Genomic DNA, 23,755 nt, shown 5'->3' with positions numbered 1-23,755 from the left:
TTTTATTATCAACGAACAAACTATGCGTATTATTGTTGTTTTGTGTGTTTTTTTGCTGGGCTTTTTAAGTACTGCAAGTGCAGTTCAAAAAGTTCAATCTGATTCACTTTCGAGTAAAAAGCCTTTAGAAGATACTTCGAAAATCCTGATCAAAAAGCAACCGATCAAATCAAAGGGGCTTCAGAGTGTTCCGGTGCCTATAAAATCTAACTTTCCAGCTAATAGTATACAGCAATATCTAAAAGGCAATGTTTCAGGGTTGTTTGCTACCGAGGCTAGTGGCGAGCCAGGCACTTATCAGTACATGTTTGTTCATGGTACATCTACTCCGTTGATTACGCAGGAAGACGTTTTAAAAACCCAACCATTGGTGGTTATTGATGGATTGCCTGTTCTTTCAAGCGAAAACCCATATACCTACGATATACAACGCCCTGATTATAGTTTTAATAGAATTGGCCCGTCAACCAATCTGCTTGCGGGATTAAATATTGCTGATATAGAATCAGTAGAAGTATTAAAAGATCTGTCTAAAACGGCAATCTACGGACCCCGCGGCGCAAACGGTGTAATTTATATCCGAACAAGGGCGGGGTCAACAACATCAAATATAAGTTTTAACTCTTCTCTTGGTATTGCAGCAAAACCATCAATTACCACCTTAAATGGGGGTTACGAAGATAGTTTCAGACAACGCTTTTACACCAGATATGCTACTCCTGCACAGTTACAGTCCTATCCTGGTTTTTTGCGCGATTCAATTACAACCAAATATTATGGTGAGTCATCCTGGGCAGATGCTTATTATAAAAATGCATTAATATATAATGCTGATGCTTTAATGTCTGGAGGGTCTAAGAGAGCCACCTTTAAGTTTAATGTGGGAACACAAAAAAGCTCAGGCAACGCAGACGAAACTTCTTTGAATAAATATTACACCTCTATTGACCTGAATATTATACCGAGAAGCTGGATAACGGTGAGTGCTAATATAAAAGGTACCCGGTTAGACCGGAATCGGAATAGGTACAACAGGGACCGCCTCGCAGAGGTGGGGTATTTACCAGACTTAGCAGAGGCTCCTGCACCAAATATTGACAGTTACAATTCTTTCATCAATGAGTACAATAAAGGATTTGATAAGAATTATAATAATATTGTGAATGGTTTTTTAAATGTGGCGATCAAACTACCGTTTGATATCAACTACAATACCCGTTTTGGAGTGAGTTACAATGAAGGGGGAAGAGACCTGTTTTATCCGAGTACATTATTAGATAATTCGAACTATGCATCCAACTATTTTGGGCTTAGCCAGCGCCTGGTTTATGATAATTCGCTCAACTACAAAATTAGCCTAAATTCGAAGCACTCCTTTGATTTCTCAGTAGGCAGTTCTATCCAATGGGATAAAGACCGGTACAGCTATTCTTACGCTTATAAAGGCGTAAGCGACTATTTAAAGGTGAATTTGCTCAAAGCAGGCAGTTTTAGCTCCAATGGCGCTTTTAAAGACCAGTTAACCTTCAAGTTTCTCGACCAAACCGCTACAAACCTTTTATCTTTTTATAGTGCTGCAACCTATAAGTTCAAAGATTTTTACAGCGCAAGTTTATTGCTCAGAACCGATGGCGCATCTAATATGCAACCGGTTCACCGTTGGTTCTTTTCTCCAGTAATTTCAGGGGCCTGGGACATCAAAAATCACAAACTCTCAAAGTCTCCGATCATTTCGGCTTTAACGCTTAAAGCCAGTGTGGGGCGGATTGGTATGGCTCAATTAACCGATCGTATTTCGTTGGGAACGCAATACGCATCAGAAGCTGGCTGGACAAATGAACTCAGAATTGCTTCTTACCTGAATACCGCAACATTAATGAGGTCTTACCTATATGGATATCTGGGTTATGATATACCCTGGAGTTATAACGAGCAGTTAAGTGCAGGGGCAAATTTTGGGTTTTTTAAAAACAGGATTGTAGGAGAACTGAGCTTTTATTCAACAACAACAAAAAATCAGTTGATTAATATTCCGGGGGCTGCAGAGTATGGCTATAAAGGATTGTTTCAGCCAGGTATGGATATTAATAACAAGGGTGTCGATTTATTTTTATCAGCAGATATTTTAAAATCTGTTGCAAAGAAAAGTTTTAATTGGAACTCCGCTGTTAATATAAATTTTAACCGGAATACCTTAAAAGCTTTGCCGGGCGGCTTATCTGAAATTATTATAGATGATAGAAAGTTACAGGTTGGCCAGGCCGTTGATCAGTTTTGGGTATTAAAGAATAATGGTATATACAATGCTGATGACGAGGTTCCTGTAAATCCATCTACAGGAAATAAAATGACCTATAAAGGCACCGAATTAAAAGCAGGAGATCCGAAATGGGCAGACATTAATGGTGATTATAATGTTGACGATAAAGACAAGATTTTAACGGGGCATATATTACCTGTGGTTTCAGGAGGTTGGAACAACAGCCTGAGATACAAAAAATGGGACTTGCAAACCAGTTTCTATTTTAATTTAGGTAGAAAAGTGCTGAATCAAAATATGGCTAACCGCTTCAATTTCATTAACCAGGAAGCAGAGAACAGCATCAATTCGGTAAAAGAGTTTACGTTTTGGCAGGAACAGGGTAATACGGCTTTATATCCTATATATAACCCCTGGAGTCCGGTTGTTCCTTATCGGACAGAGCAGGACCTGTTTTTAGAAAATGCCTCTTTTTTTAAGCTGAGAAGCGTTAGCCTTGGTTTCGATCTAACCGACAAGTTGTTGAAGTCGAATAAGGCAACAAAATTTAAGTCCTTTTATGTTTTTGTTTCTGCGAATAATTTATTCAAAATAACACCATACTCCGGGCGCGACCCCGAACTGGTTAATACCAGCGGTATTGATACCGGCTACGGACTTTCCTTGCCAACGATGTTTATTGCCGGATTAAAAGTTGATTTTAAATAGTTTTAGAAATGAGAAGATTAAGTTATATAATGCTTATCAGCCTGTTGCTTCCCTTATTAGGATGCAAGAAGATTTTAGATGTAGAATCTACACGTGCCATCGGGGAAACCAATATGTGGAGCTCATTGGAAGATGCAAGAGCTGCATTGTTTGGCGTTTATGCACTTAACCGGGCTGCAATGTCTGATAATAACCGACACGTAATTTACGGAGATGTTCGATTGGCCGATTTTGAGCCTACTTCGAGGCTCGATCTTAAGGCCATTCACAATAACATGCTGAATGCCGATTATAAGCTCCTTAATGACCTTTCAGACTGGCGCCCATTTTATGCCACCATTAATGCCGCCAATTTATACCTGGAAAGAATCCATGAAGTGTATGAAAAGGATAAAAGATTTGTAGAGCAAACTTATAATTTAGACAGGGCGCAGGTAAAAGCTTTAAGGGCTTTCTCTTATTTTTATATGTGCAGAATATGGGGCGATGTACCGCTTATTTTATCTTCACATGAAGGTAGTTTTACCAATAAGCCACGCGATCCCCAGGATAAGGTTTTTGCTGCAATAGAACATGATTTGCTTGAAGCGGAACCCAAATTGCCTTATGCTTATGATGGTTTTGATCCTGAACAAACAGGAGCTTATTATGGGCAGAACATCGCAACTTACTACGGCTACGGTTACCTGGTTAGTAAACAAGCGGTTTGGGCAATGCTTGCTCACATGTATGCCTGGAAGGGCGATTATGCGAATGCGGCCATTTATGCGCAAAAGATAGTTGATAAAACCGTGCGGCCTTCAGGATCTGGGGCAGCATTGGCCGGAACATTCCGTAATGTAAACGACGGACTTACAGTAAACGTTCGTTACATCGGGTATATGTGGGCCGCGAATCACCCAGCAGTATTGTTTGCAGTAGCCCGGGGTGAATTGGCAACATCGGGTGTAATAGAAGAATTAACTGCCGCTGATCCCATTGTACCAAACCGAAAAATCCCGGCAATTTATGTATCTAAAGACAGTTTATTCTCCATTTATAACGAGGGAGCAGATGCCCGCTTCACGGTAGACAGTGTAACGAAGATTGTGAGGTCGGCCGACGGCTTTTTTACAGGATTTGATAAACCCTATCCTGTTTTCAGGAAAATATTCGTGCCATGGTCTAGTTTCCCAAATAAGCAAGGTATTAATGTGCCCTCAGATTTAGGCGTTTTTGCCAGCCCAATCGTTTTCAGCAGATTTACAGAAATGGGACTACTTCTGGCAGAAGCGAAAGCGGCATTAAATGATAAAAATGGTGCAATTGCTATTTTAAATCAGGTCAGGCTCAATAACAGCGTACCAGCCTATGTAAGCGAACGGGATAATGGTCCGCTCGTGGATGCCATTTTCAAGGAAAGAAGGCGCGAATTGATGGGAGAGGGTTGGCGATGGTATGATTATGTCAGGTTTAAGAAAATCAAAAATAACGATCCAAAGTTTAACCAGCTCATCCAAAGTGGCGGTATCTATTGGCCCGTTTCCCGAACGTTGATCAGTCAAAATCCAATGTTAACACAATATCCTTATTGGAAATAATATGAAGAGATTTAGTTTTATTATAATGATACTTGGCTTGGTAGCCGGTGCATTGTTGTTACCTTCCTGTCAAAAAAACGAGTTAAAGGGTGGTTCTTCGGAAACAGGAGGGGGTTTCTCAGGCAATACTTACGATTATCTTAAAAGTAAACCCGGAATCTTCGATTCGTTATTATTTGTGATCGACCGGTTGAAATTGGCCGATGTGCTGAAGTCAGATTCAATAACCCTTTTTGCCTCTACAAATGCCAGTTTTAGATTGGCATCTGACGACTTAAATGCACAAAGATTGCGTACAGGCAAAAAACCGATCTACCTGAAGGATTACCGCTTGGATCAATTGGATAGCCTGATGTGCCGTTATATACTCAAAGGCACTTTTTCTTCTAAAAAGTTATCGGTTCTTAACGGAATAAATGTTTTTGCATACAAATACGGATATGAGCTGAATGCTAAGGCCACCGCTTCGTCTGCAATGGGGCAGGTGGGCGCGGGGCCATCATCAATCGTTTACAGCAGTAAAAATAGAACGGAGTTTAAAGCGAACTGGTCGTCGGCCATAGCCTATTCTATCGATATACCAACCAAGAACGGCCTGGTACATATCATTGATGACAAGAACTTTTTTGGTTTTGGATATTACAGCAAGCAACCTTCTACATCTTTCCGCGATTTTGCATACAGACTGCCAGAAACATTCGATGTTGATTCGGAACCTTTAGAAGCGGAAGATTATGATAATGGAGGCTGCGGTGTAGCCTACCACGATACCAGAAGCCCTTGTAACGAGATTGACGGAAGATACTGGAATGATGGTGGGCAGTATAGAACTACGGAAGGGGTAGATCTCTGGGGGCAACCTGCAGCATACAACAAAGGTATTTATTACAGGCAAGGGTATAGGATTGCTGCTATGAGAACTGGTGAATGGACCAATTATTCTATTGATGTACCCGCAGATGGTAACTACGAAATCAAATTGCACTATAGCGTACAAAATAGCACGGGCAACCCTCCTGCATACTGCGATCTCCGGCTTGACTGGAAAATATTGACCAGGCGTGTAGCGCTGCCGATAACCGGTGGAAAGATGGATGAAATAAAAGCAGGCACCTTTTATTTAACAAAGGGAAATCATTACCTGACTTTTTGTACCATGACCTCTGTACCTGATTTAAGTTTTGATGCTTTTGTATTTAAACGTGTTAACTAATGAACCAAAGTAATAGAACAACCTTATTGATAATGAAAAAAACTATCTTATTTGTAGCAATAGCAGTTTTTTTTCTTTCTTCATGCAAAAAAATATTCAATTTACCTGAAGATAAGCCATTTCTTAGCCCGGATGCGAATTATACTTCGGCACCCGTATTAAGGCCAATTATGGGCCGTAGTAGCCTATTTAGCTATTTTAAATCGGATAATTCGAGTTTCCCGATTAAATTTGAAATTGTCGATTTTACCAATCTTGATCGATCTCCTTCAGATAAATTGAACCTGAAGCGTAATGTTTACGTTTGGAAACAAGCTTATACGGGTAATGAGAAAAGCATTGAAGAAATAAATGCCAAACGCAGTATAGAAGAACGCCCTCTTTTCCAGGTTAATTCGGCTGGTGAGTTTATTATGTGGTCATCTGCCACTGATGCAGATTTTAGAAAACCCCAACCAGATACTGCTTACCGGTTTAATGTAAAGATCAGCAATGGTGGTGGTGAAAGAGTTTTGGGCCCCTTGTTCCTGGCTCCTTTAGCTACAAGACCTTACGAACCATCCTATCATCTTAATGAAATTACTGCAGCTCCACGAAAAGAAGTTTCTGGTGCTGTTAAACGACTAATACCTGCAACCTTGGTAAACATGTTTGGCGTAACTACCGGTAATCCGTTAGTTAGAGAGACAGGTGCAGGAACCACCACATTGAAACAAGATGTTTGGGTATATTTTAAGCGCAAAGGTGATGGAAATACACTTACGATCAAATTTTTCGACAAGGATTCAATCGCCATCAATCCTTTAAAATTTAATGGTACAAACTGGCAGAAACTGATTCATGGATTCAACCCTGTAATTAGTCCTACTTCGGTGAAGTATGATGTAGCCTATCCAATTCCATTAACAAACTTACCCACACCTTACACCACCGCAGACGGGCTTCAGGCACTATTGACTTTTAGTTACAATAGAATTGGTTTTAGCGGTCTTAGGGTGGTAGCAACCATGACATTGCCATTTAATATCTATCAAGCTGGCGATTGGGAGATTGTGTTTTTCTTTCATAACGAGAATCCAAAGTTTGAAGATGAATAAGGACATAAAACTTAAAAATCAATTATTATCTGGTTTAGATTTTACTCAAATGAAAATATTTTTTTCCGTACTCATGTTCATCCTTTTATGCTCGATAAAGGACCTTTCAGCTCAGGGTACCTTGATTGTGAGTGGTACCGTTAAAGAGAAAGGGACCAATGTTGGCCTGCCAGGTGTAAGTATAACATTGAAAGGGCCTCCGGATAGAGCGCTTAGCTCAACAAGGGCTGACGGTAGCTTCACGGTAAGCGTACCGGTAAATGCAAGATTAAAATTTACGATAGTAGGTTTTGAGCCGAGAGAAGTTATTGCTGCCAAGACCCTTAATATTGTACTAAATCCGGATGTAAGCACTTTAAATGACCTGGTTATACGTGGATTTGTTACCAAGACCCGCGATTTAAGCTCTGGTTCTTCGGTAAAGATTTCTGGCGACGATTTACAGCAGGTTCCTGTTGCAAATGCCGAACAGTTGCTACAAGGTAAGGTGGCAGGGTTAAATATACAGGTAAATACCGGGGCACCGGGTTTTCGGGGTAGTGTATTGCTGAGGGGGCTTTCGAACGTGGATGTCAGCGCATCAACTACAGGGAATGATGCGGATGCTTTTCTTAGTCCAACTTCACCATTGTATGTAATCGACGGGGTGCCGACCGATGTAGATCCTGCCACTGCAGATAGTTTTAATTCTTTTGGTGGTGCAAGTCCGCTGTCGCTGATCCCCCAGGAAGATATTGCTAATATAGAAGTGCTCAAAGATGCACAGGCAACCTCGTTATATGGGTCGCGCGGGGCTTATGGTGTTATTCTGATCACAACCCGCCGGGGAATGTCGGCAATACCCAGATTGCGTTACACCACCAATTTTTTTATCAGTACGCCTCCGAAGCTAAGGGCTACAATTGGTGGTAAGGCAGAACGCGACTTAAAACTGCAACAGATTTACCAGTATGGAAGTTTTAGGGATATTAATTCGCTGTTAAACTCTACTGCGGCTTTGGTTGATAGTTTAAATCCTTATTATAGTAACTCTACAAACTGGCAAGACATCTATTATGGTACTACCTATAATCAAACGCATAACATCGGTGTAGAAGGTGGCGATAAAAGTTTTAATTACAAGACCAATTTTGGTTATTATAAGGAAACTGGTATCCAGGTAAATACAGGGGTTACCCGCTTTACGCTTAGTAATAATTTTGAATATAAGCCAAATTCAAAAATTTCACTTTTCGCTCTGATCAACGGAAGTATTATGGACCGAAAAAAGGGAAATGGCGTTGGCCTGCTCAATACAGGAATTGCACGAAGTGCGGCTGCATCGTCTCTCTTGCCTGGCCCCTCATTATTTTTAGCCTCTAATGATGCCCTTGCCAATCTTAATGTAGATAACAGCAATCCAACTAAGAATTTAAAGACCAATCTCGAATTTACCTATTACCCAATACCTGGATTAACATTACGTACGACTGGTAGTTATGATATTTTAAATGCAGTTGATTATACTTTTACACCTGCAATTGCCAATACACAACAGGCGGCAATACAATATTTCAATGATACCCGTAAGACACTTTATAACCGAAATTTAATATCCTTTTCAAAAAGTTTAAAAGGCGGGCATGACTTTACCATATTTGGCTTTAACGAGGTTTATTTTAAAAAATACCAGGCGAACGATCTTAAGCAGGTGGGGCTGTCTTCAGACCATTATCTGGGCCCTTTTGGCTTTATCAGTGCTGCTTCTTCTACCAGGGGTGCGGGACTACGTGCCTACAGTAATTTACGGGCAGTTTCTTTCGCGGGCAGTTTCTCCTATAATTTTCGAAGAAAATACGTTTTCGACGCCAGTTATAGAATGGACGCCACCTCTTTCAGCGGTGTTGACGATCCGTATACCAGGAGCCCCTCTATCGGTTTGAGATGGAATATGGAAAGGGAAGCTATTTTTAGTGAATGGAAATGGTTAACCAATAGTTCGTTACGATTAACGTGGGGTAAAAATATAACGCCAACAGGAAACATATTTACGGTTTATGGAACTTATAATCCAAATGGAACCTATAACGGTCAATCAAGAATAACAATTGACCAGGCTTTACTTCCAAATAAAAACCTGGGCTCGGCGGTAGGAACAACATACAATCTGGGCTATGATTTAGGTTTGTTTAATAATAAGATTCAACTAACTTTTGAGTCGTACTATCGTGCCATCGATCGCCAGGCCAGAACTTTAACCCTTCCAAATATAATAGGGTTTGACAATGTTTTAAGCAATGAGGTATCAATCCGCAACTGGGGTAACGAAATTTCTCTTACGCTTCGCCCGCTTCCATTAAATAGTAAAGTGAATTGGTCTTTCACCATCAACGGAGCAATGAACAGAGATATGTTAACCAGGTTGCCTGGGGGCGTGCAACAAATTGTAATCGGCGGTACAGTGTTACACGTAGGGCGTAATTCGTTGTCAAATTTTATATATGAGAACAAAGGTGTTTATTCCAATCAATCTGATGTTCCTGTAAACCCTGTAACCGGGCTTCCGTTACGGCAGGGAAGCTCTGGTGGCGGATATTACCAGGCGGGAGACCCCATTTTTGTTGACCGTAATGGCGATTATGTTATAAGCGACCTGGATGACCGTACGGTGATCGGAAATACGCAACCGATATACACAGGCGGATTTGCAACAACAGTAAGTTATAAAAGTTTCTCACTTTCATTGAACGGCTCGTTCACTATCGATCGTGATATTATGAATACAGCCATTGCCGAAAGATTGGTCATGACTGGAAACCCGTTTGGTACGCAAGCCGTTTTACCATTGAGTGGGCTGGATATTTGGACTAAACCAGGCGACATTGCAAAATATCCGAATCCCTACAACTATACAAGGGCAGCTCTGGTTGCTCCATTCAGAACCAATCAGAGCTTGTTTCAAGAAGACGGTTCTTATTTTAAAATAAACGCGGTTACGCTGGGTTATACTATTCCAAAGGAACTGGCGAATAAGCTTAGACTTAATAATTTGCGTGTTTATTTAACCGGAGATAACCTGGCCACTTTTTCCCGATACAGCGGACCCAACCCAGAAAATGTAACTGCACTTGGTTTTGATAATTCCGGGGATACCCGCTAGCAAGAAGGTATACAATAGGCTTGAATTTAGAACTATAAATCACGAATATGAACATTAAAAATATACGGTTTTATTTAATTCTTTTACTTGTGTTAACCGGGACAAGTTGTAAGAAGTTTCTTGAGGTTGAATCGATAGAAAGATTCTCCGGAAATCGCTACTGGAAAACAGGTGCCGACGTGGAGGCATTTACCATTGATATTTACGCAAGGCTTTGGGATAAACTCTCTAACTCTTGCTTTTGGCCAGCTGCAGGCGAATTTAGGCTCGGAGAGCTTGCATCAAATACAGCAGCCGCAGGTGTTACCAGCTTTCAATCCAATGACCAGAACCGAAGAGTGGTTTATGATTATCTGGTTAAAAACGATATGAAGGCTGTAGTTTATGGAATAACGGCAAACTCACCATGGTTAACTAACGGTGCATCGCCCAGAACATTTAATACGGTGCTGGCTTTCAATTTCGCGGTTAATACCAATTGGACGGATTTTTACAGGGTTATACAGGAAACCAATATCATGTATGAGGAGGTGAACAAAGGAATTCCCGGGTTAAGTGATACCGATAAACAGCGGTATATGGCTGAAGCTGTATTTATCAGATGCCTCACCTATTTCATTATGGTTAGGATATATGGTGATGTTGCTTATTATATCGATGCAAATCACGCTACGCCACTGGGAAGGGAGAAATTTGTAAGTGTATTGAACAAATGTATCGCCGAACTTGAACCATTAAAAAATAATCTTCCATGGAAATATGATGATCCGGCGTTAAATGGCGTACGTGCAAACAGAGCAGGAGCAATTTCACTTTTAATGAACATGTATATGTGGAATGCGGGATTTGATGAGGCAAACAAAAGCAGTTATTATGAGAAAACAGCTGCTTTAGGAAACGAACTTATTCAGAGTAACCAGCATTCGCTTATTCCGATTGAAGAAACAAGTCGGATATTCCTTGGCGGAACAAGCGAAAGTTTAATTGAATTGAAAGAAAGTTCTGCCTTTACATCGGGTTCCAATCTTTTTTATAAATCAGCATTTCCTGGCGAACCGGTTGTGTTAACCAAACATGAAGAAAACGGAACCACAACGCAGCTGCATTATAATAAAGTATATATCGATTTTCTGTTTGGCAACGGGAGTGATTACCGGGCAGATATGATTCAAAATAGGGATCAGGAAAATGGGCGGTTTGCCTTATCTAAATTTGAAGGTCCGGTATCTGTGCTGGGCTTTCCCGACTGGGCACTTGTGCTCTTTAGGTACGCTGATGCGGTATTACTCCAGGCCGAGGCCCTTGCCAACTTAGGAAGGGACGGAGAGGCGGCGGCTACGGTTAATTTGGTCAGGATGAGGGCTAATGCTCCTGTTTTATCTGGTTTGGTAGGTCAGGATCTGAAAGATGAGATATTTAAGGAAAGAGGGCGCGAATTGCTTGGGGAAGGCTACCGTTTTTTCGATTTGGTACGTACAAAACGGATTCTTGATCCGAAATGGACTTCAAACCCGCTATCAATCGATCAATTTAACAGAGGGGCTTGGACATGGCCGATAGACCCGGCTGCCCGCGATAGAAACCCTTTTATGACATTAAATGATTACTGGTTCTAACAATTTATATAATCACAATGAACTATTTTAAGAAATTATCAAGCCCATGGCTATTCGTATTATTTTCTTGCCTGCTCATTTTTGCCTGCAAAAAAGATCAATACTATTTTGATGGGGGCAAATCTAATCCTGTTTTTCCCGGAACTACTTTAGAATACCTAAAGTCGAATCCGAGAAGTTTTGACACTATTGTCAACATCATTAAAATAGCCGGCATGGAACGCCAGTTTAGCGAAGATACCCTTACCTTTTTCGCCCCGCAGGATTATGCTGTTGCTTTGTTGATCAAACAAGTTAATTCGACATTATTTACCTATGGAAAAGACACGGTGAAGACGCTTACCGATATAGATGGATTGATTTGGCGCAGGTATCTTTCCAACTATATTTTTAAAGGCGCGAACAAGCTTAACGATTATCCACAAATAGATGTTGGCGCAAAAGCCATATTCCCGGGCCAAAATTATGTAGCGTATAGTGGAGATGTATTTAATATCGGTGTAAGATATGCGGATGCCGGCGGGGTGAAATACACGGGCTACAGGCAGTTACTGCTGTCTTATATACCGAATGTATCCCAGCCTTTAGATAATTGGGTCAGTATCCCCATCACTTCTTCGGATGTGCAGCCTAAGCATGCTGTAGTGCATGTGCTGAGTACAGATTTTCCGTTTGGGGCTGATCCTCAAAATTTAATCCAGGACGTATTATTAACTAAGTAATTCGAAATATGTCAGTTTTTAAAATAAAAATTTGGTTTACGGCCTGCAGCCTTTCATTGCTATTGCTAGCCGGATGCAAGGATGAAGTTACAGAGTTTGAAAACCCCTATATAGGCGGGAAAATGCCTTTAGGATTAAAATTTAACACAGCCAGTGCTATAGAACCTACACAAGGCAGTGCCAATGATGTGGTAACGGTAAGCGTTATAGGAGCCGAACAATATAAAACACAACTTCATTTCCAGTTTAGTGGTGAAGAAGCGGAGATCGTTTCGATTGTTGGCGATGTGGTAAAAGTTAAAGTTCCTGCTGCGGGTAGTTCAGGCTCAACTTCCATACAAATTGGCGACCAGGTCTTTTTTGGTCCACAGTTTAAGGTTTTTGGCAAAATATCGGATGATCCCTACTTCAAGGCAAAAATAGGTGCCAATAACACCATTTACGATGCCTATAAAATGAGGAGTGGAAAATACCTGATGGTAGGAGAATTTACCGACTTTAATGATAAAGGAATTGTTTTGGCCATTAAAAAAATAGCGGAGACTACGTACGAAGGGGAGGTTCAACGAACATTGCAATTGGGTACGGGGGTAGTTAGCGGTTACCTCAGTGCTGTTACGTCGAGCCCGAACGATGCCAATATTTTCGTTGCGGGAAATATGTCTGCATTCGACCTCAAGGGGCCGGTTAAAAATATCACAAGACTTACTTCTCTTGGGGCGATTGACCTTAAGCAGGTTGATACCTATTCATCAAAGAATGGTGGAGCCACTTATCCAAAACTTACCGTTCCCGTTTTCAATGGAGGAACAGACGCCCCGATTAAGCGGATTTTTTACTTCAATAACGGAATAATTGCCGTAGGAGGAGTTAAATATTATATCTCCCACCGGTACGATGTGGGTAGAACGTTTACCTACACATCTGGAAATACAACCTTAACCGGCTATAGAGATAGTCTTGTTCGTGACTCTGTTCCCATCAGGCAGGTAGTACGTTTTAAATTGGATGGAAGTCTTGACAATACTTACCATTTCTCTGGAGGAACTACCCTTGAAGGCGGTAATGGTAACATTTTAGATGCCGTAATGCAGGCCGATGGTAAATTGGTATTGGTAGGGGCCTTTTCAAAATTTGATAATAAGGCAGCCGGTGGAATTGTTAGGCTTAATACGGACGGAACTGTTGACGATTCTTTTCAGGCAGGTAAAGGTGCTACTGGTTATATCACAAGCATCAACTGGAACAGTACTACGCAGCGATTTGTACTTACAGGTGTTTTTAGCTCATTTAACAACCAGCCCATTCAGAATATTTTGGTGCTCAAAGCCGACGGATCAATTGATGATACTTTTGTTTCGGGAAACTTTGATAGCGGTTATCCGTTGTTTGCGCAGCAGTTGTCTAACGGCTTGATTGTGGTATCGGGTAATTTTAAAAAATATAACAATGTACGGCGTGCCGGATTTATGATTTTATCGCCACAGGGAGGCTTGGCTCCAGGTTACAATACCCTGGGCGAGTTAACAGGAACAATTAACAGGGTTTTAGAGGAGAGAAATAAAGATAATAAGCGAAGCATCGTTTTGCTTGGCTCGTTTAGAAAATTCGATTCGCAAGCTGTTCAGAATATCAAAGGTTTAGTGCTTGAGGATTAATTAAAAGTAAATTATGAAAAAGAATTTTACAACGGTAATGGTAAGGCTGTTCTGCTTTTGGATGGTGGCCATTTTGGGAAGTTCTTGCCAAAGTGAATTTGACAAGGTAGCCCCTTTAGTGATAAACGATACCACTTTCAATAGTCCGAAAGCAAGGAAAGTGTTGGTTTTGGTTGTTGATGGATTGCGTGGGGTGGCTTTAAAAGAAGTTGGGCCTCCTAATATGACCAGCCTTTTAAAAAAGTCTACCTATTCGTATTACTCCGTAAGCGATGAAGGTTATGATGAGGCGACCACATGGGCGGACCTATTTACCGGGGTATCAAAAGCCAAGCACGAGGTAACAAGTGCAACACTCGGCAATAATAAACTGAATTTGTATCCGGTAGTATTTCAGCGTATCAAGGAGGCAAATGCAAATGTTAGAATTGCAACTTTTTCTTACAGCAATACGTTTACAGACAATTTTACAAGCGACGCTTCTGTTGATTCGAGGGCAACCTATAATAGTGATACGGAAATCCAAAATGCTGTTTTAAAAGAGTTGGCGGATGATAATGCCGGTGTGGTAGTGGGTATGTATAAAAGTGTAAATACTGCCGGTAGCACCAATGCTTACGAGAGTTCAAATCAACAATACAAAAATGCTATCCTTCAGTTTGATACCTATGTTGGCCAGGCCATGGAGGCATTAAAAAATAGAAAAAATTATAGCAAGGAAAACTGGATGGTGATCATTACTTCCAGTCGCGGAGGGGCGGCAGCAAGTGTGGTGAACGATAATACTATATTTTCAAACCCAAAGGCCAATACATTTACGCTTTTTTATAACGATAAGTATCAATCAAAACTAATAGACAAACCATTTACCGGCAATGTTTATGACGGAAACTTCGTTCGCTTTTATTCATCTACGGGAGTAGCGTCTGAAGCAGCGCTGCAAAGCGGTGCGATCAGGGCTGAACTCAGATTTGATGACGTTTTAAAATCTTCCGCTATAAATCCATTGAATTTCGGTAGTAAAGGCGACTTTACCATTGAAATGAAGGTAAGAAAGAACAAAAACACAATAGGCACTTTTGCAAAGGAAAATATAGGCACTTATACCTATCAATGGCCAAGTTTCTTTGGCAGAAAGATTACCAGGCTTAACAATACCGGAGGTGTTGGCTGGTGCCTTTCTATAGAAAAGCTGACCTGGCGTTTTTCACTTGCCAGAGGGGCAACACCCGCAGGTACTAATGAGATTGGGGTAAATGCCGATGATAAGAAGGTTATTATTGCCGATGGAAACTGGCATGCGATTGCTGTTGTAATTAGGACAGAGGGCACAAAGCGTTTCGTCTCGCTGTATACCGATGGCATTTTTAATACTAAAGCAGAAATTCCTGAAACCTTATGGCCTTTAATCGATACTTATAATGCACCCTATACTATAGGTTATATTCCCGATGAAAACAAAGATCCCTTTGATGGGAATGTGTCTGATATCAGAATCTGGAGAAAAGCATTATCTGATGAGACCATCAAGCAATTTTCTTGCGACACCTATGTGAGTAGTTCTCACCCTGATTACAGTTATCTCGCAAGCTACTGGCCTTGCAGGGATGGAGCTGGCGGGAGGTTTAAGAATGAAATATTAACGGAGAATGGTAATTATGATTTTAAAGTGCTCAAAGGGGGCACACCCCTTGTAAAGGGCACTGAACTTGGAAATAGTACCGTGTGGGAAAAAAGCAATTACATCGTTTGTCCAATTTCACTTCCCGATATATCTGCAACAGTACCAGGATCGGATGATATAACCGCACAGATCTTGTCGTGGCTAAGTATTCCGATCAAGGAAAACTGGAATTTAGATGGGAAAGTATTTTTAAATAATTAATTCGTCGATATGAATACGTTTTATAAAAATCATAGTAAAATATTGATCATCTTTTGTACCTTTTTAGTGCTTACGGTCACTTTTCTGTACTCCTGTAAACAGGAAGACTTTGTTGATGAGGTGAGTTCCTCGCCCGGAGTGCTTAAATTCGACTATCCATCGCTGGTTAATGCAGTTAATGTTGGTGATATCACAAAAGGAGACGATAGAATTATTTTTCCTGTTCGGATAGCACTGGAAAACCCTGCTAATGCTACTTTTACCGTTAATATTGCGCCTGAGCCACAGCTGGCAATTTCGCAAACGGTGACGAATGGTGCAGTGATCAATTTCCCTGATTTTTCAATGCCTCAATCTGTTGAAGTGCGGTTTGGTACAAAGAGTGTAACCTTTAATGTAGCCGTTTCTGCAAGTGCTATTGAGCGGAATTATGGTAAAAATCTGGTTTTTGCCATCACGCTTTCCAATCCGTCAAAATCGCAAAAATTGGATGAAAGTAAAAAATCTGTAGTGCTTACATTAAATACTGCAGATATAGCTAAAATAGATGAGTTACACTTTTTATCATTTACTGCTGCGGTAAGCAATCCAAACCAGGTGGTAACGCAACTAACTTCTCCTAATCTAACCGCTAATAATGTAAGCTTTGATAATAATGGTTTCTCTATAAAAGCACAGGTAGATTTAGGTGGAAAAGCCTCAAGAGGCTTTAAAACATCAATTGCATATAATGCCGATACATTAAAAAAATTGCTTGCAAAAGGACTGCTTCCTGCAGGCACCGCTATTCTTACAAATGCCGCATTGGATCTTAATGATGTTTACCTTGATGATTATAAGAGTTCGGCTATTGTTGAAATGAGGGTTAACATCGATAGTATCTTTGCAAGATTTCCATCAAAAGTTGCAGTGGCATTTACCTTATCTAATCCTGAAAAATACCAGGTAAATGCTGCAAAAAGCACACTGATTTATTTAATAGACCCGCTGCGTATATTTTCCGATATCACAAAAGTGTTGAAAAACACTTCACAACCCTTTAAAACCAGCACCATAGACCCAAATCAGGGCAGATGGGGCGTGCTTTCGGGCTGGCTGTTTAATGCGCAAGGAAATACTCACCAATCTTACAGCCTAACAAACGAACTGAATGGTGCCTATGGCTCGTTTGATAATAACAATAGCACCCAAATTGCCTTCGAATCTGGTTATGCCGCTTCAGATGCCGGAAAGCCGGGAGGTTCTCCAACAACACCCAATATTACAAACGGGAAGATTTATCAGACTGTTTTATTGCCGGCGGGTACTTACAAATTTGATGCAAACGTGCGTGGAGGTGTAACAACCGATAACATCAAAGGGGCCTACAGTGTTGCTGCAATAGGTACTAATATTCCTGATATTGCTGCTCCAACAACCCCTGCAAACTTTGTAGGCAGGGTGGCTATAAATGGGGCAGGAAGCAAATCATTTACCTTTACGCTAAACGCTGCTGCTACGGTATCGATGGGCTTTGTTGCCACACTTTCTGGTAGCCAATCGGTCAATATATCAGGAGTAACGTTAACGCGTACGTTAAACCCTTAGTATTTGTTAGAAAATATCCTCAGAATTGGAAGTCAAAATTGTAAATTAGTTAAACCCCTTAAAAACCAGATGAGGTTAAAGCGTCCTTGATTACCTTTATTTATGAAATTTGCACTTAATTTTTTATACCAGACTTTTTTGTTTGTTACGCTTAGTGCCACTGTTTTCGGTCAGAAAACGGAAAGCTGGGGCGGGCAAAAGGATGGAACCTTTTATAACCCGGTTATACCTGCTGATTATAGTGATTTAGATGCCATCCGTGTTGGCGATGATTTTTACGCCATATCCTCAACCATGCAGTTTTCGCCCGGAATGGTTGTATTACACTCTAAAGATCTGGTGAACTGGGAAATTGCGGGGCATGTAGTTGCTGATCTCACTCGGATCAGTCCTAATTTGGACTGGACGAAGATGAACAGTTATGGCAAAGGGATATGGGCTGGGTCTATCCGGTATTATAAAAATAAATTTTGGGTCTATTTCGGTAGTCCGGACGACGGATTTTTTATGAGTTCAGCCACTGATGCTAAAGGGCCCTGGGCGCCACTACACCAGGTTTGGAAGGTGTCGGGATGGGACGATTGTTCTTCTTTCTGTGATGATGACGGACAGCTTTATTTTATAGCGACAAACTTTAAACTGGATACTAAAACCAATAAAAAGTACAACATTCATCTCTTTAAGATGGCTCAGGACGGCAAGAGCCTGCATATGGATACTGATACGATTATTCATCAATCTTCAGGCAGTGAGGCAAATAAATTATATAAGATCAATGGCTTATACTATCATTTTTTTAGCGAAGTAAAAGCAGAAGGCCGTGTAATGATGATGGAAAGATCTCGGAATATTACCGGCCCGTGGGAAATTAAACAGTTAAACCACGTAAACAAAAACACAGACAGAGAACCTAACCAAGGCGGACTAATGCAATTGAAAAATGGACAATGGTGGTTTTTTACCCATCATGGCTCCGGCGATTGGGAAGGAAGGGCAGCAAGTTTGTTACCTGTAACCTGGGTAGATGGCTGGCCGATAGTTGGTAAGGTTGGCGAAGATCGTATTGGGAACATGGTATGGTCTGGAAAAGCCCCAATTCCCCTTAATTCAAATATAAAAATCCAAACAGATGACGATTTTTCATCCGCAACATTACGTCCACAATGGGAGTGGAACTATCAACCCAGAAATGACAGGTGGTCGCTCTCTGAAAGAAAAGGGTTTCTTCGCCTTAAGGCTTTTCAACCTATAAAACCTGAAGATCCGAAAAAAATCTTATTAAGAGCTGGTAATACCATTACGCAACGTAGTATGCGAACCAGGGCTAATGAGGCTACCGTGAAACTGGATATCAGTGGAATGGCCGACGGACAGTTTGCCGGCCTAACACACTTTTCTACAACATCTATAAGCATGCTGGGTATTATACAGCAAGGTGAGGAGAGGTTGATGGTGTACCATGCGGATGGGCAGGAATCACCTGGGATAAAAATAAAAGAAAACACGGTTTGGCTGAGGTCGATCTGGGATTACCAAGGCCAAAATCGTTACTTCTATAGTTTAGATGGGGAAACGTTTTTACCAATTGGCAATGTTACCCAATTAACCTGGGGGAGTTACCGGGGCGATAGAATAGGCATCTTCAATTATAATAAACTTGCAGATAAAGGTTATGTGGATATAGATTACTTTAAGTATAAGTATACCAAATAAGGTTTGGTATTTACGACTATTCGTTATTCGAATTTGAGAAACATATAAGCGCTTTCACCCATTTTTAAACTAAAATACACACACACAAATATAATTTATGATTCGTTTCTTATTTTTCCTGACTATTTTTTTCAATTTATGCTTTCAATGTTTTGGACAGAAAAATGATTTATTATGGTACAATACACCTGCAAAAAAATGGACTGAGGCTTTACCTGTTGGAAATGGAATGTTGGGCGCCATGATTTATGGCGATCCGTCTAATGAATTACTCCAGCTTAACGAGGCAACTTTATGGAGTGGCGGTCCGGTAAAAGCTAATGTAAACCCCAAGGCACCCGAATATCTTTTACGTACCCGGGAGCTGCTTTTAAAAAATGAAAATTATCAGGAGGCAAATACCGAGATAAAGAAAATGCAGGGCGTTTATTCTCAATCTTACCTGCCCTTGGCAGACCTGAAGTTGAAGCAGGATATTGGCCCCGGTCAATTTGAGAATTATATAAGAGACTTATCTATTGATGAAAGTTTGGCCTCGGTCAATTTCAAGGCAAATGGAGTGGCCTACAAACGCGAGGTGATAGCTACTGCACCAGGTAAAGCCATTGTTATTCGTTTAAGTGCGAATAAACCTGGCATGATCAACTTTTTTGCCAGTGTAAGTAGTCAGCTTAAGGGGATTATAACTGCAGATGGGAACAATGGTATTATTTTTAAAGGAAAAGCCCCATCACAGGTTGATCCGAGTTATGTGAACTATAATCCCAAGCCAATAAACTATGACGATGCCGATTGCCGCGGTATGCGGGTAGCCATGCAGGTTCGCGCTGTTTTGAAGGGTGGAAGCGTTAAGTCGGATACTTCTGGTGTGAAGGTTGCAAATGCAGATGAAGTGTTGCTGTTTATTTGTGCCGCCACCAGCTTTAACGGTTTTGATAAATGTCCGGTAAGCGAAGGGAAAGATGAGATAAAAATTTGCAGTACTAATCTTACAGCAGCGATTAAGCGCCCATGGAAGGAGTTATATACTGAGCATCTGGCAGATTATTCGCGTTATTTTAACCGTGTTAAATTTAAGCTAGGCACAGCCAACGATACTTCGAATGCGAAACTTCCTACAAATGAGCGCCTCATTGAATTTAGTAAAGGTATAACCGACCCGGCATTTGAAACACTTTTGTACCAATATGGAAGATACCTGCTGATTAGTTCTTCGCGACCTGGCGGACCTCCGGCAAATCTTCAGGGGATATGGAATGCCTCAATGAGACCACCATGGAGCTCAAATTATACCATCAATATTAACACCCAAATGAACTACTGGCCTGCGGCAATCAGTAACCTGGAAGAAATGGAATATCCATTATTTAAGTTTATCAACGATTTGGCTGTAACAGGTAAAGAAACAGCCAGAGACTTTTATCATATGAAAGGCTGGGTTGCCCATCATAACAGCGATATATGGGCTTTAAGTAACCCGGTAGGGAATTTAGGAAAAGGCGATCCCAAATGGGCAAACTGGTATATGGCAGCTCCTTGGTTAAGCCGCCATTTGTATGAACATTATCGCTTTACCCAGGATAAAGACTTTTTAAAAAAGGTTTATCCGGTGATGAAGGGTGCAGCAGAATTTTTAGTAGATTATTTGGTAGAAGATAAAAATGGATATCTGGTTACCGCCCCATCATTCTCACCTGAAAACGAATATTATGACGATAAAGGGAAAAAAGCAAATACCTCTATCGCTACAACCATGGATATATCAATCGTTCGCGACCATTTCCGTAACTGTATCGAAGCTTCAGAAGCATTAAAAACCGATAATGAATTTAGAAAGTTACTTAAAGCAAAGTTAGCGAAGCTATACCCACTTCATATTGGCAAGGCGGGTAACTTACAGGAATGGTATAAAGACTGGAGAGATGTAGAACCACATCACCGTCATGTAAGCCATCTTTATGGTTTACACCCTGGGCGTGAAATATCACCGTTAATCAATGCCGATATTGCTGCGGCCAGCAAAAAAACGTTGGAGTTACGCGGTGATGAAGGAACCGGTTGGAGCCTTGCCTGGAAAATTAACTTCTGGGCGCGTTTACTAGATGGTGACCATGCTTATAAACTGGTTCGTGATTTAATGCGCGATTTAAGTGTCTCAAAAGGTGGTGGTTTATATCCAAATCTTTTCGATGCCCATCCTCCATTTCAAATAGATGGAAATTTCGGTGCAACATCAGGCATTACAGAAATGCTCTTGCAAAGCCACCTGGGCGAATTGCATCTATTGCCGGCTCTTCCAACATCATGGGCGAATGGAAACATATCTGGACTAAAGGCCAGAGGCGCTTTTACCGTTGATATGGAATGGAATGCAGGTAAATTAAAGTCGGCATTGATCAGATCTGGAAATGGGGGTAATTGTGTGATCAGAACAAGCATCCCGATTCGTGTTGATGGGGTTAAAACAAAAGTCACTAAATCAGCAAATGGATACCTGACAACGTTTTTAACCAGTAAAGGAAAAAGCTATAAAGTAAGGAACTAAGATTTGAAAAAACTGGTTTGGCAGATGAATGTTAACGCAACACTAAAATTTTCCGCATCCACAATAATATGCATACTGATATTTTCTCTTGCAGCTACGGTTACATTTGCTCAATCTGCCTTTAAGGCCACCAGGATCTCTAACGGATTGTTGCTCCGTTCGGGACATAAGACGCTGAGGGTTGAATTTGTAGATCTGGCAATTATTAGGGTAAGAAGTGTTCCGGATGGTGACTTGAAAAGCAATGAAACCGATGTATGTATCGCTGAATGGTTATTTTTTCTCGTTTTTGATATGCCACAATATCCAGTTTTTATTGGAGCAGACCGGATGCAGCGAAATTCCTTTTAAACGTAATGTTTGTACCGTATTGTTATTCAATAGTCCAAAGGAATCGTATTGGCTTTCTTTTTTGGTTGCCAATATGTAGGATACATGGTTTACAGGTTGAGCAACTGCGGCCAAAAACCTATTTTCGCCTGGAGTCAGAAAAATTTTGGCAGACCCTGTTAATGCTATGATTTGGTAGGCATTGGCATCATCTGCAAGTATGCCATCATTAGCGCTGATCTTTTTGATGTAGCTGGATAGTTTTTCATCATCGTCTCTTTCAAGCGGCTTTTGCGTCATTATGGATACAAGTGCGCCCTGGTATTTTTTTTCTTCAGGCAGAGGGCTTGCATTCATTGTAAGGTATGCGGTAACAAGCTGTAAAATGATAATCGAGAAATAAAAATGTTTATTGAACCGAAGTGTTCTGGTACTTTTTGCGTTTGCTATAACAGCCCAACAAAGGCATATAAAGGCTGCGTAAAAATGAATGGGGATATAAACATTGGGATATTTTATCTTTAAGAATTCCATGAAGAAGAAAAGGGAAAAAACCATAAAGATGTTGCGGTTGATGCTCTTGAAAATGCCCAGGCAGAGCAGTAACAGGGGCGCAAACATCAATATCCTTACCGTTACCAAAAAATGCACCTCAGGAAATATACGCCCCAGTTTGTTATCAGCTAAATTATTGAGATTATCTGTCTGATCTGTAATTGCGCTATAATTTGCATAAGGACTGTTTAAATAATAATCGGCATCTCCGGTGTAGGTCTGGTTCAGCATCCTGAAAATCAATATCGCAGTTATCGGCAGGGCAAATATGATGAGGTATACGGCCAGGGTTTTATTAGCCAGTTTACGCCGTATCGATTTGGTATTGAATGCGATTGCGATCTTGTCCATTGGATCGTTTTTTGCAACTGTCATGGATTGAAGGGCTACAAAAAAAATAATGGGAAGGATAAACAGCATTAGCCAGGAAAACTTGAACGAACAGAAAATAAGCAGTGTGAAATAGATACTGGCCACCGAAATATGGTAAGATGTATTGGTGCTGAAATACCGGAAAATGCTCATTACAAAAAGATAGAAGAAGATGAGCACCATGTACGAACTTTTTCCTGATACAGCGAAAAAAATGAACGCAGGATGCAGCATAAAGGTAATGAGTATGCCCCAAAACAACCAGTTTCGGTACTGGTGCGCGCTGATCGAACTTGTAATAATGAAGAAAAGCGCTGAAGTACCTAAGGCGGAGGCAAGAACCGGAGAAAACCCCATACCCAAAAAAGAGAAAACCCACGAAGGGAATATGATGAAAATTTCTCCATTTTTCAAGGTAAACCGAGTATGAGAACGTTGAGTCCTTGTATGTTAGATCTGTTCAGAAAGTAATGTTAAGTTATAATTAAAAGCTTAGTTTCTAAGACAGCAAATTTTTAAATTTGATACTGCTTTTTAGCGGTGGTATTAGTCGGCTTTTTTAAGACATTGAAAGCTTATTTAAAATGAAGCTGGTGATTGAACGAAAAGATTGAGTTAATACGTCTGATTAATAGTTAGTTGCGTAAAATAAAAAAACGAGACAAACAGCATAAAAATTGATTTGTCTCGTGAGGAGCTCCACCATGTTCCGTTGACACACACTTTAATTGAGGATATTAGGAAAATAGTTTCGATAACTAATGTCAAAGAAAAA

General features: G+C 40.7%; 13 protein-coding genes. 12 read left to right on the top strand and 1 reads right to left on the bottom strand.

Going from position 1 to position 23,755, the window contains the following annotated elements; genetic code table 11:
• Positions 1-22 precede the first annotated feature (22 nt).
• The 12 genes from H9N25_RS12900 to H9N25_RS12845 all read left to right on the top strand — a co-directional run bounded on the left by H9N25_RS12900 (position 23) and on the right by H9N25_RS12845 (position 21,723).
• A complete protein-coding gene (locus H9N25_RS12900; protein ID WP_190326139.1) occupies positions 23-2,968 on the top strand; it encodes a SusC/RagA family TonB-linked outer membrane protein in 2,946 nt (981 codons plus the stop codon).
• Positions 2,969-2,976: 8 nt separating this feature from the next.
• Positions 2,977-4,548, top strand: coding sequence for a RagB/SusD family nutrient uptake outer membrane protein (locus H9N25_RS12895; protein WP_190326138.1), 1,572 nt, complete (start codon positions 2,977-2,979; stop codon positions 4,546-4,548).
• Between the two features lies 1 nt (position 4,549).
• Entirely contained in the window at positions 4,550-5,761 is a 1,212-nt protein-coding gene (locus tag H9N25_RS12890; RefSeq protein WP_167295147.1) for a carbohydrate-binding protein, read from the top strand.
• Positions 5,762-5,793: 32 nt separating this feature from the next.
• A complete protein-coding gene (locus H9N25_RS12885) occupies positions 5,794-6,858 on the top strand; it encodes a DUF5007 domain-containing protein (protein ID WP_190326137.1) in 1,065 nt (354 codons plus the stop codon).
• A gap of 49 nt (positions 6,859-6,907) precedes the next feature.
• Positions 6,908-9,997, top strand: coding sequence for a SusC/RagA family TonB-linked outer membrane protein (locus tag H9N25_RS12880; RefSeq protein ID WP_190326136.1), 3,090 nt, complete (start codon positions 6,908-6,910; stop codon positions 9,995-9,997).
• A 47-nt stretch (positions 9,998-10,044) separates the two neighbouring features.
• Positions 10,045-11,613 (top strand): RagB/SusD family nutrient uptake outer membrane protein, encoded by a 1,569-nt coding sequence (locus H9N25_RS12875; protein WP_190326135.1) that lies wholly within the window; start codon positions 10,045-10,047, stop codon positions 11,611-11,613.
• 17 nt (positions 11,614-11,630) lie between these two features.
• On the top strand, positions 11,631-12,335 hold the full coding sequence (locus tag H9N25_RS12870; protein ID WP_167295143.1) for a hypothetical protein: 705 nt from the start codon (positions 11,631-11,633) through the stop codon (positions 12,333-12,335).
• 8 nt (positions 12,336-12,343) lie between these two features.
• On the top strand, positions 12,344-13,993 hold the full coding sequence (locus H9N25_RS12865; RefSeq protein ID WP_190326134.1) for a DUF5008 domain-containing protein: 1,650 nt from the start codon (positions 12,344-12,346) through the stop codon (positions 13,991-13,993).
• Between the two features lie 13 nt (positions 13,994-14,006).
• Entirely contained in the window at positions 14,007-15,878 is a 1,872-nt protein-coding gene (locus H9N25_RS12860) for a LamG-like jellyroll fold domain-containing protein (RefSeq protein WP_190326133.1), read from the top strand.
• Between the two features lie 9 nt (positions 15,879-15,887).
• On the top strand, positions 15,888-17,465 hold the full coding sequence (locus H9N25_RS12855; RefSeq protein WP_190326132.1) for a DUF5013 domain-containing protein: 1,578 nt from the start codon (positions 15,888-15,890) through the stop codon (positions 17,463-17,465).
• Positions 17,466-17,567: 102 nt separating this feature from the next.
• Positions 17,568-19,178, top strand: a complete 1,611-nt coding sequence (locus H9N25_RS12850) for a glycoside hydrolase family 43 protein (RefSeq protein ID WP_190326131.1) — start codon at positions 17,568-17,570, stop codon at positions 19,176-19,178.
• Between the two features lie 97 nt (positions 19,179-19,275).
• On the top strand, positions 19,276-21,723 hold the full coding sequence (locus tag H9N25_RS12845; RefSeq protein ID WP_190326130.1) for a glycoside hydrolase family 95 protein: 2,448 nt from the start codon (positions 19,276-19,278) through the stop codon (positions 21,721-21,723).
• A 273-nt stretch (positions 21,724-21,996) separates the two neighbouring features.
• On the opposite strand, the gene H9N25_RS12840 is transcribed toward H9N25_RS12845, so the two are convergent.
• Positions 21,997-23,394, bottom strand: a complete 1,398-nt coding sequence (locus H9N25_RS12840; RefSeq protein ID WP_190326129.1) for a hypothetical protein — start codon at positions 23,392-23,394, stop codon at positions 21,997-21,999.
• Positions 23,395-23,755 lie beyond the last annotated feature (361 nt).

Source organism: Pedobacter riviphilus, from assembly GCF_014692875.1.
Classification (GTDB): domain Bacteria; phylum Bacteroidota; class Bacteroidia; order Sphingobacteriales; family Sphingobacteriaceae; genus Pedobacter; species Pedobacter riviphilus.
The sequence above is the reverse complement of the archived record's forward strand: the minus strand, read 5'-3'. Positions and strand labels throughout refer to the sequence as shown.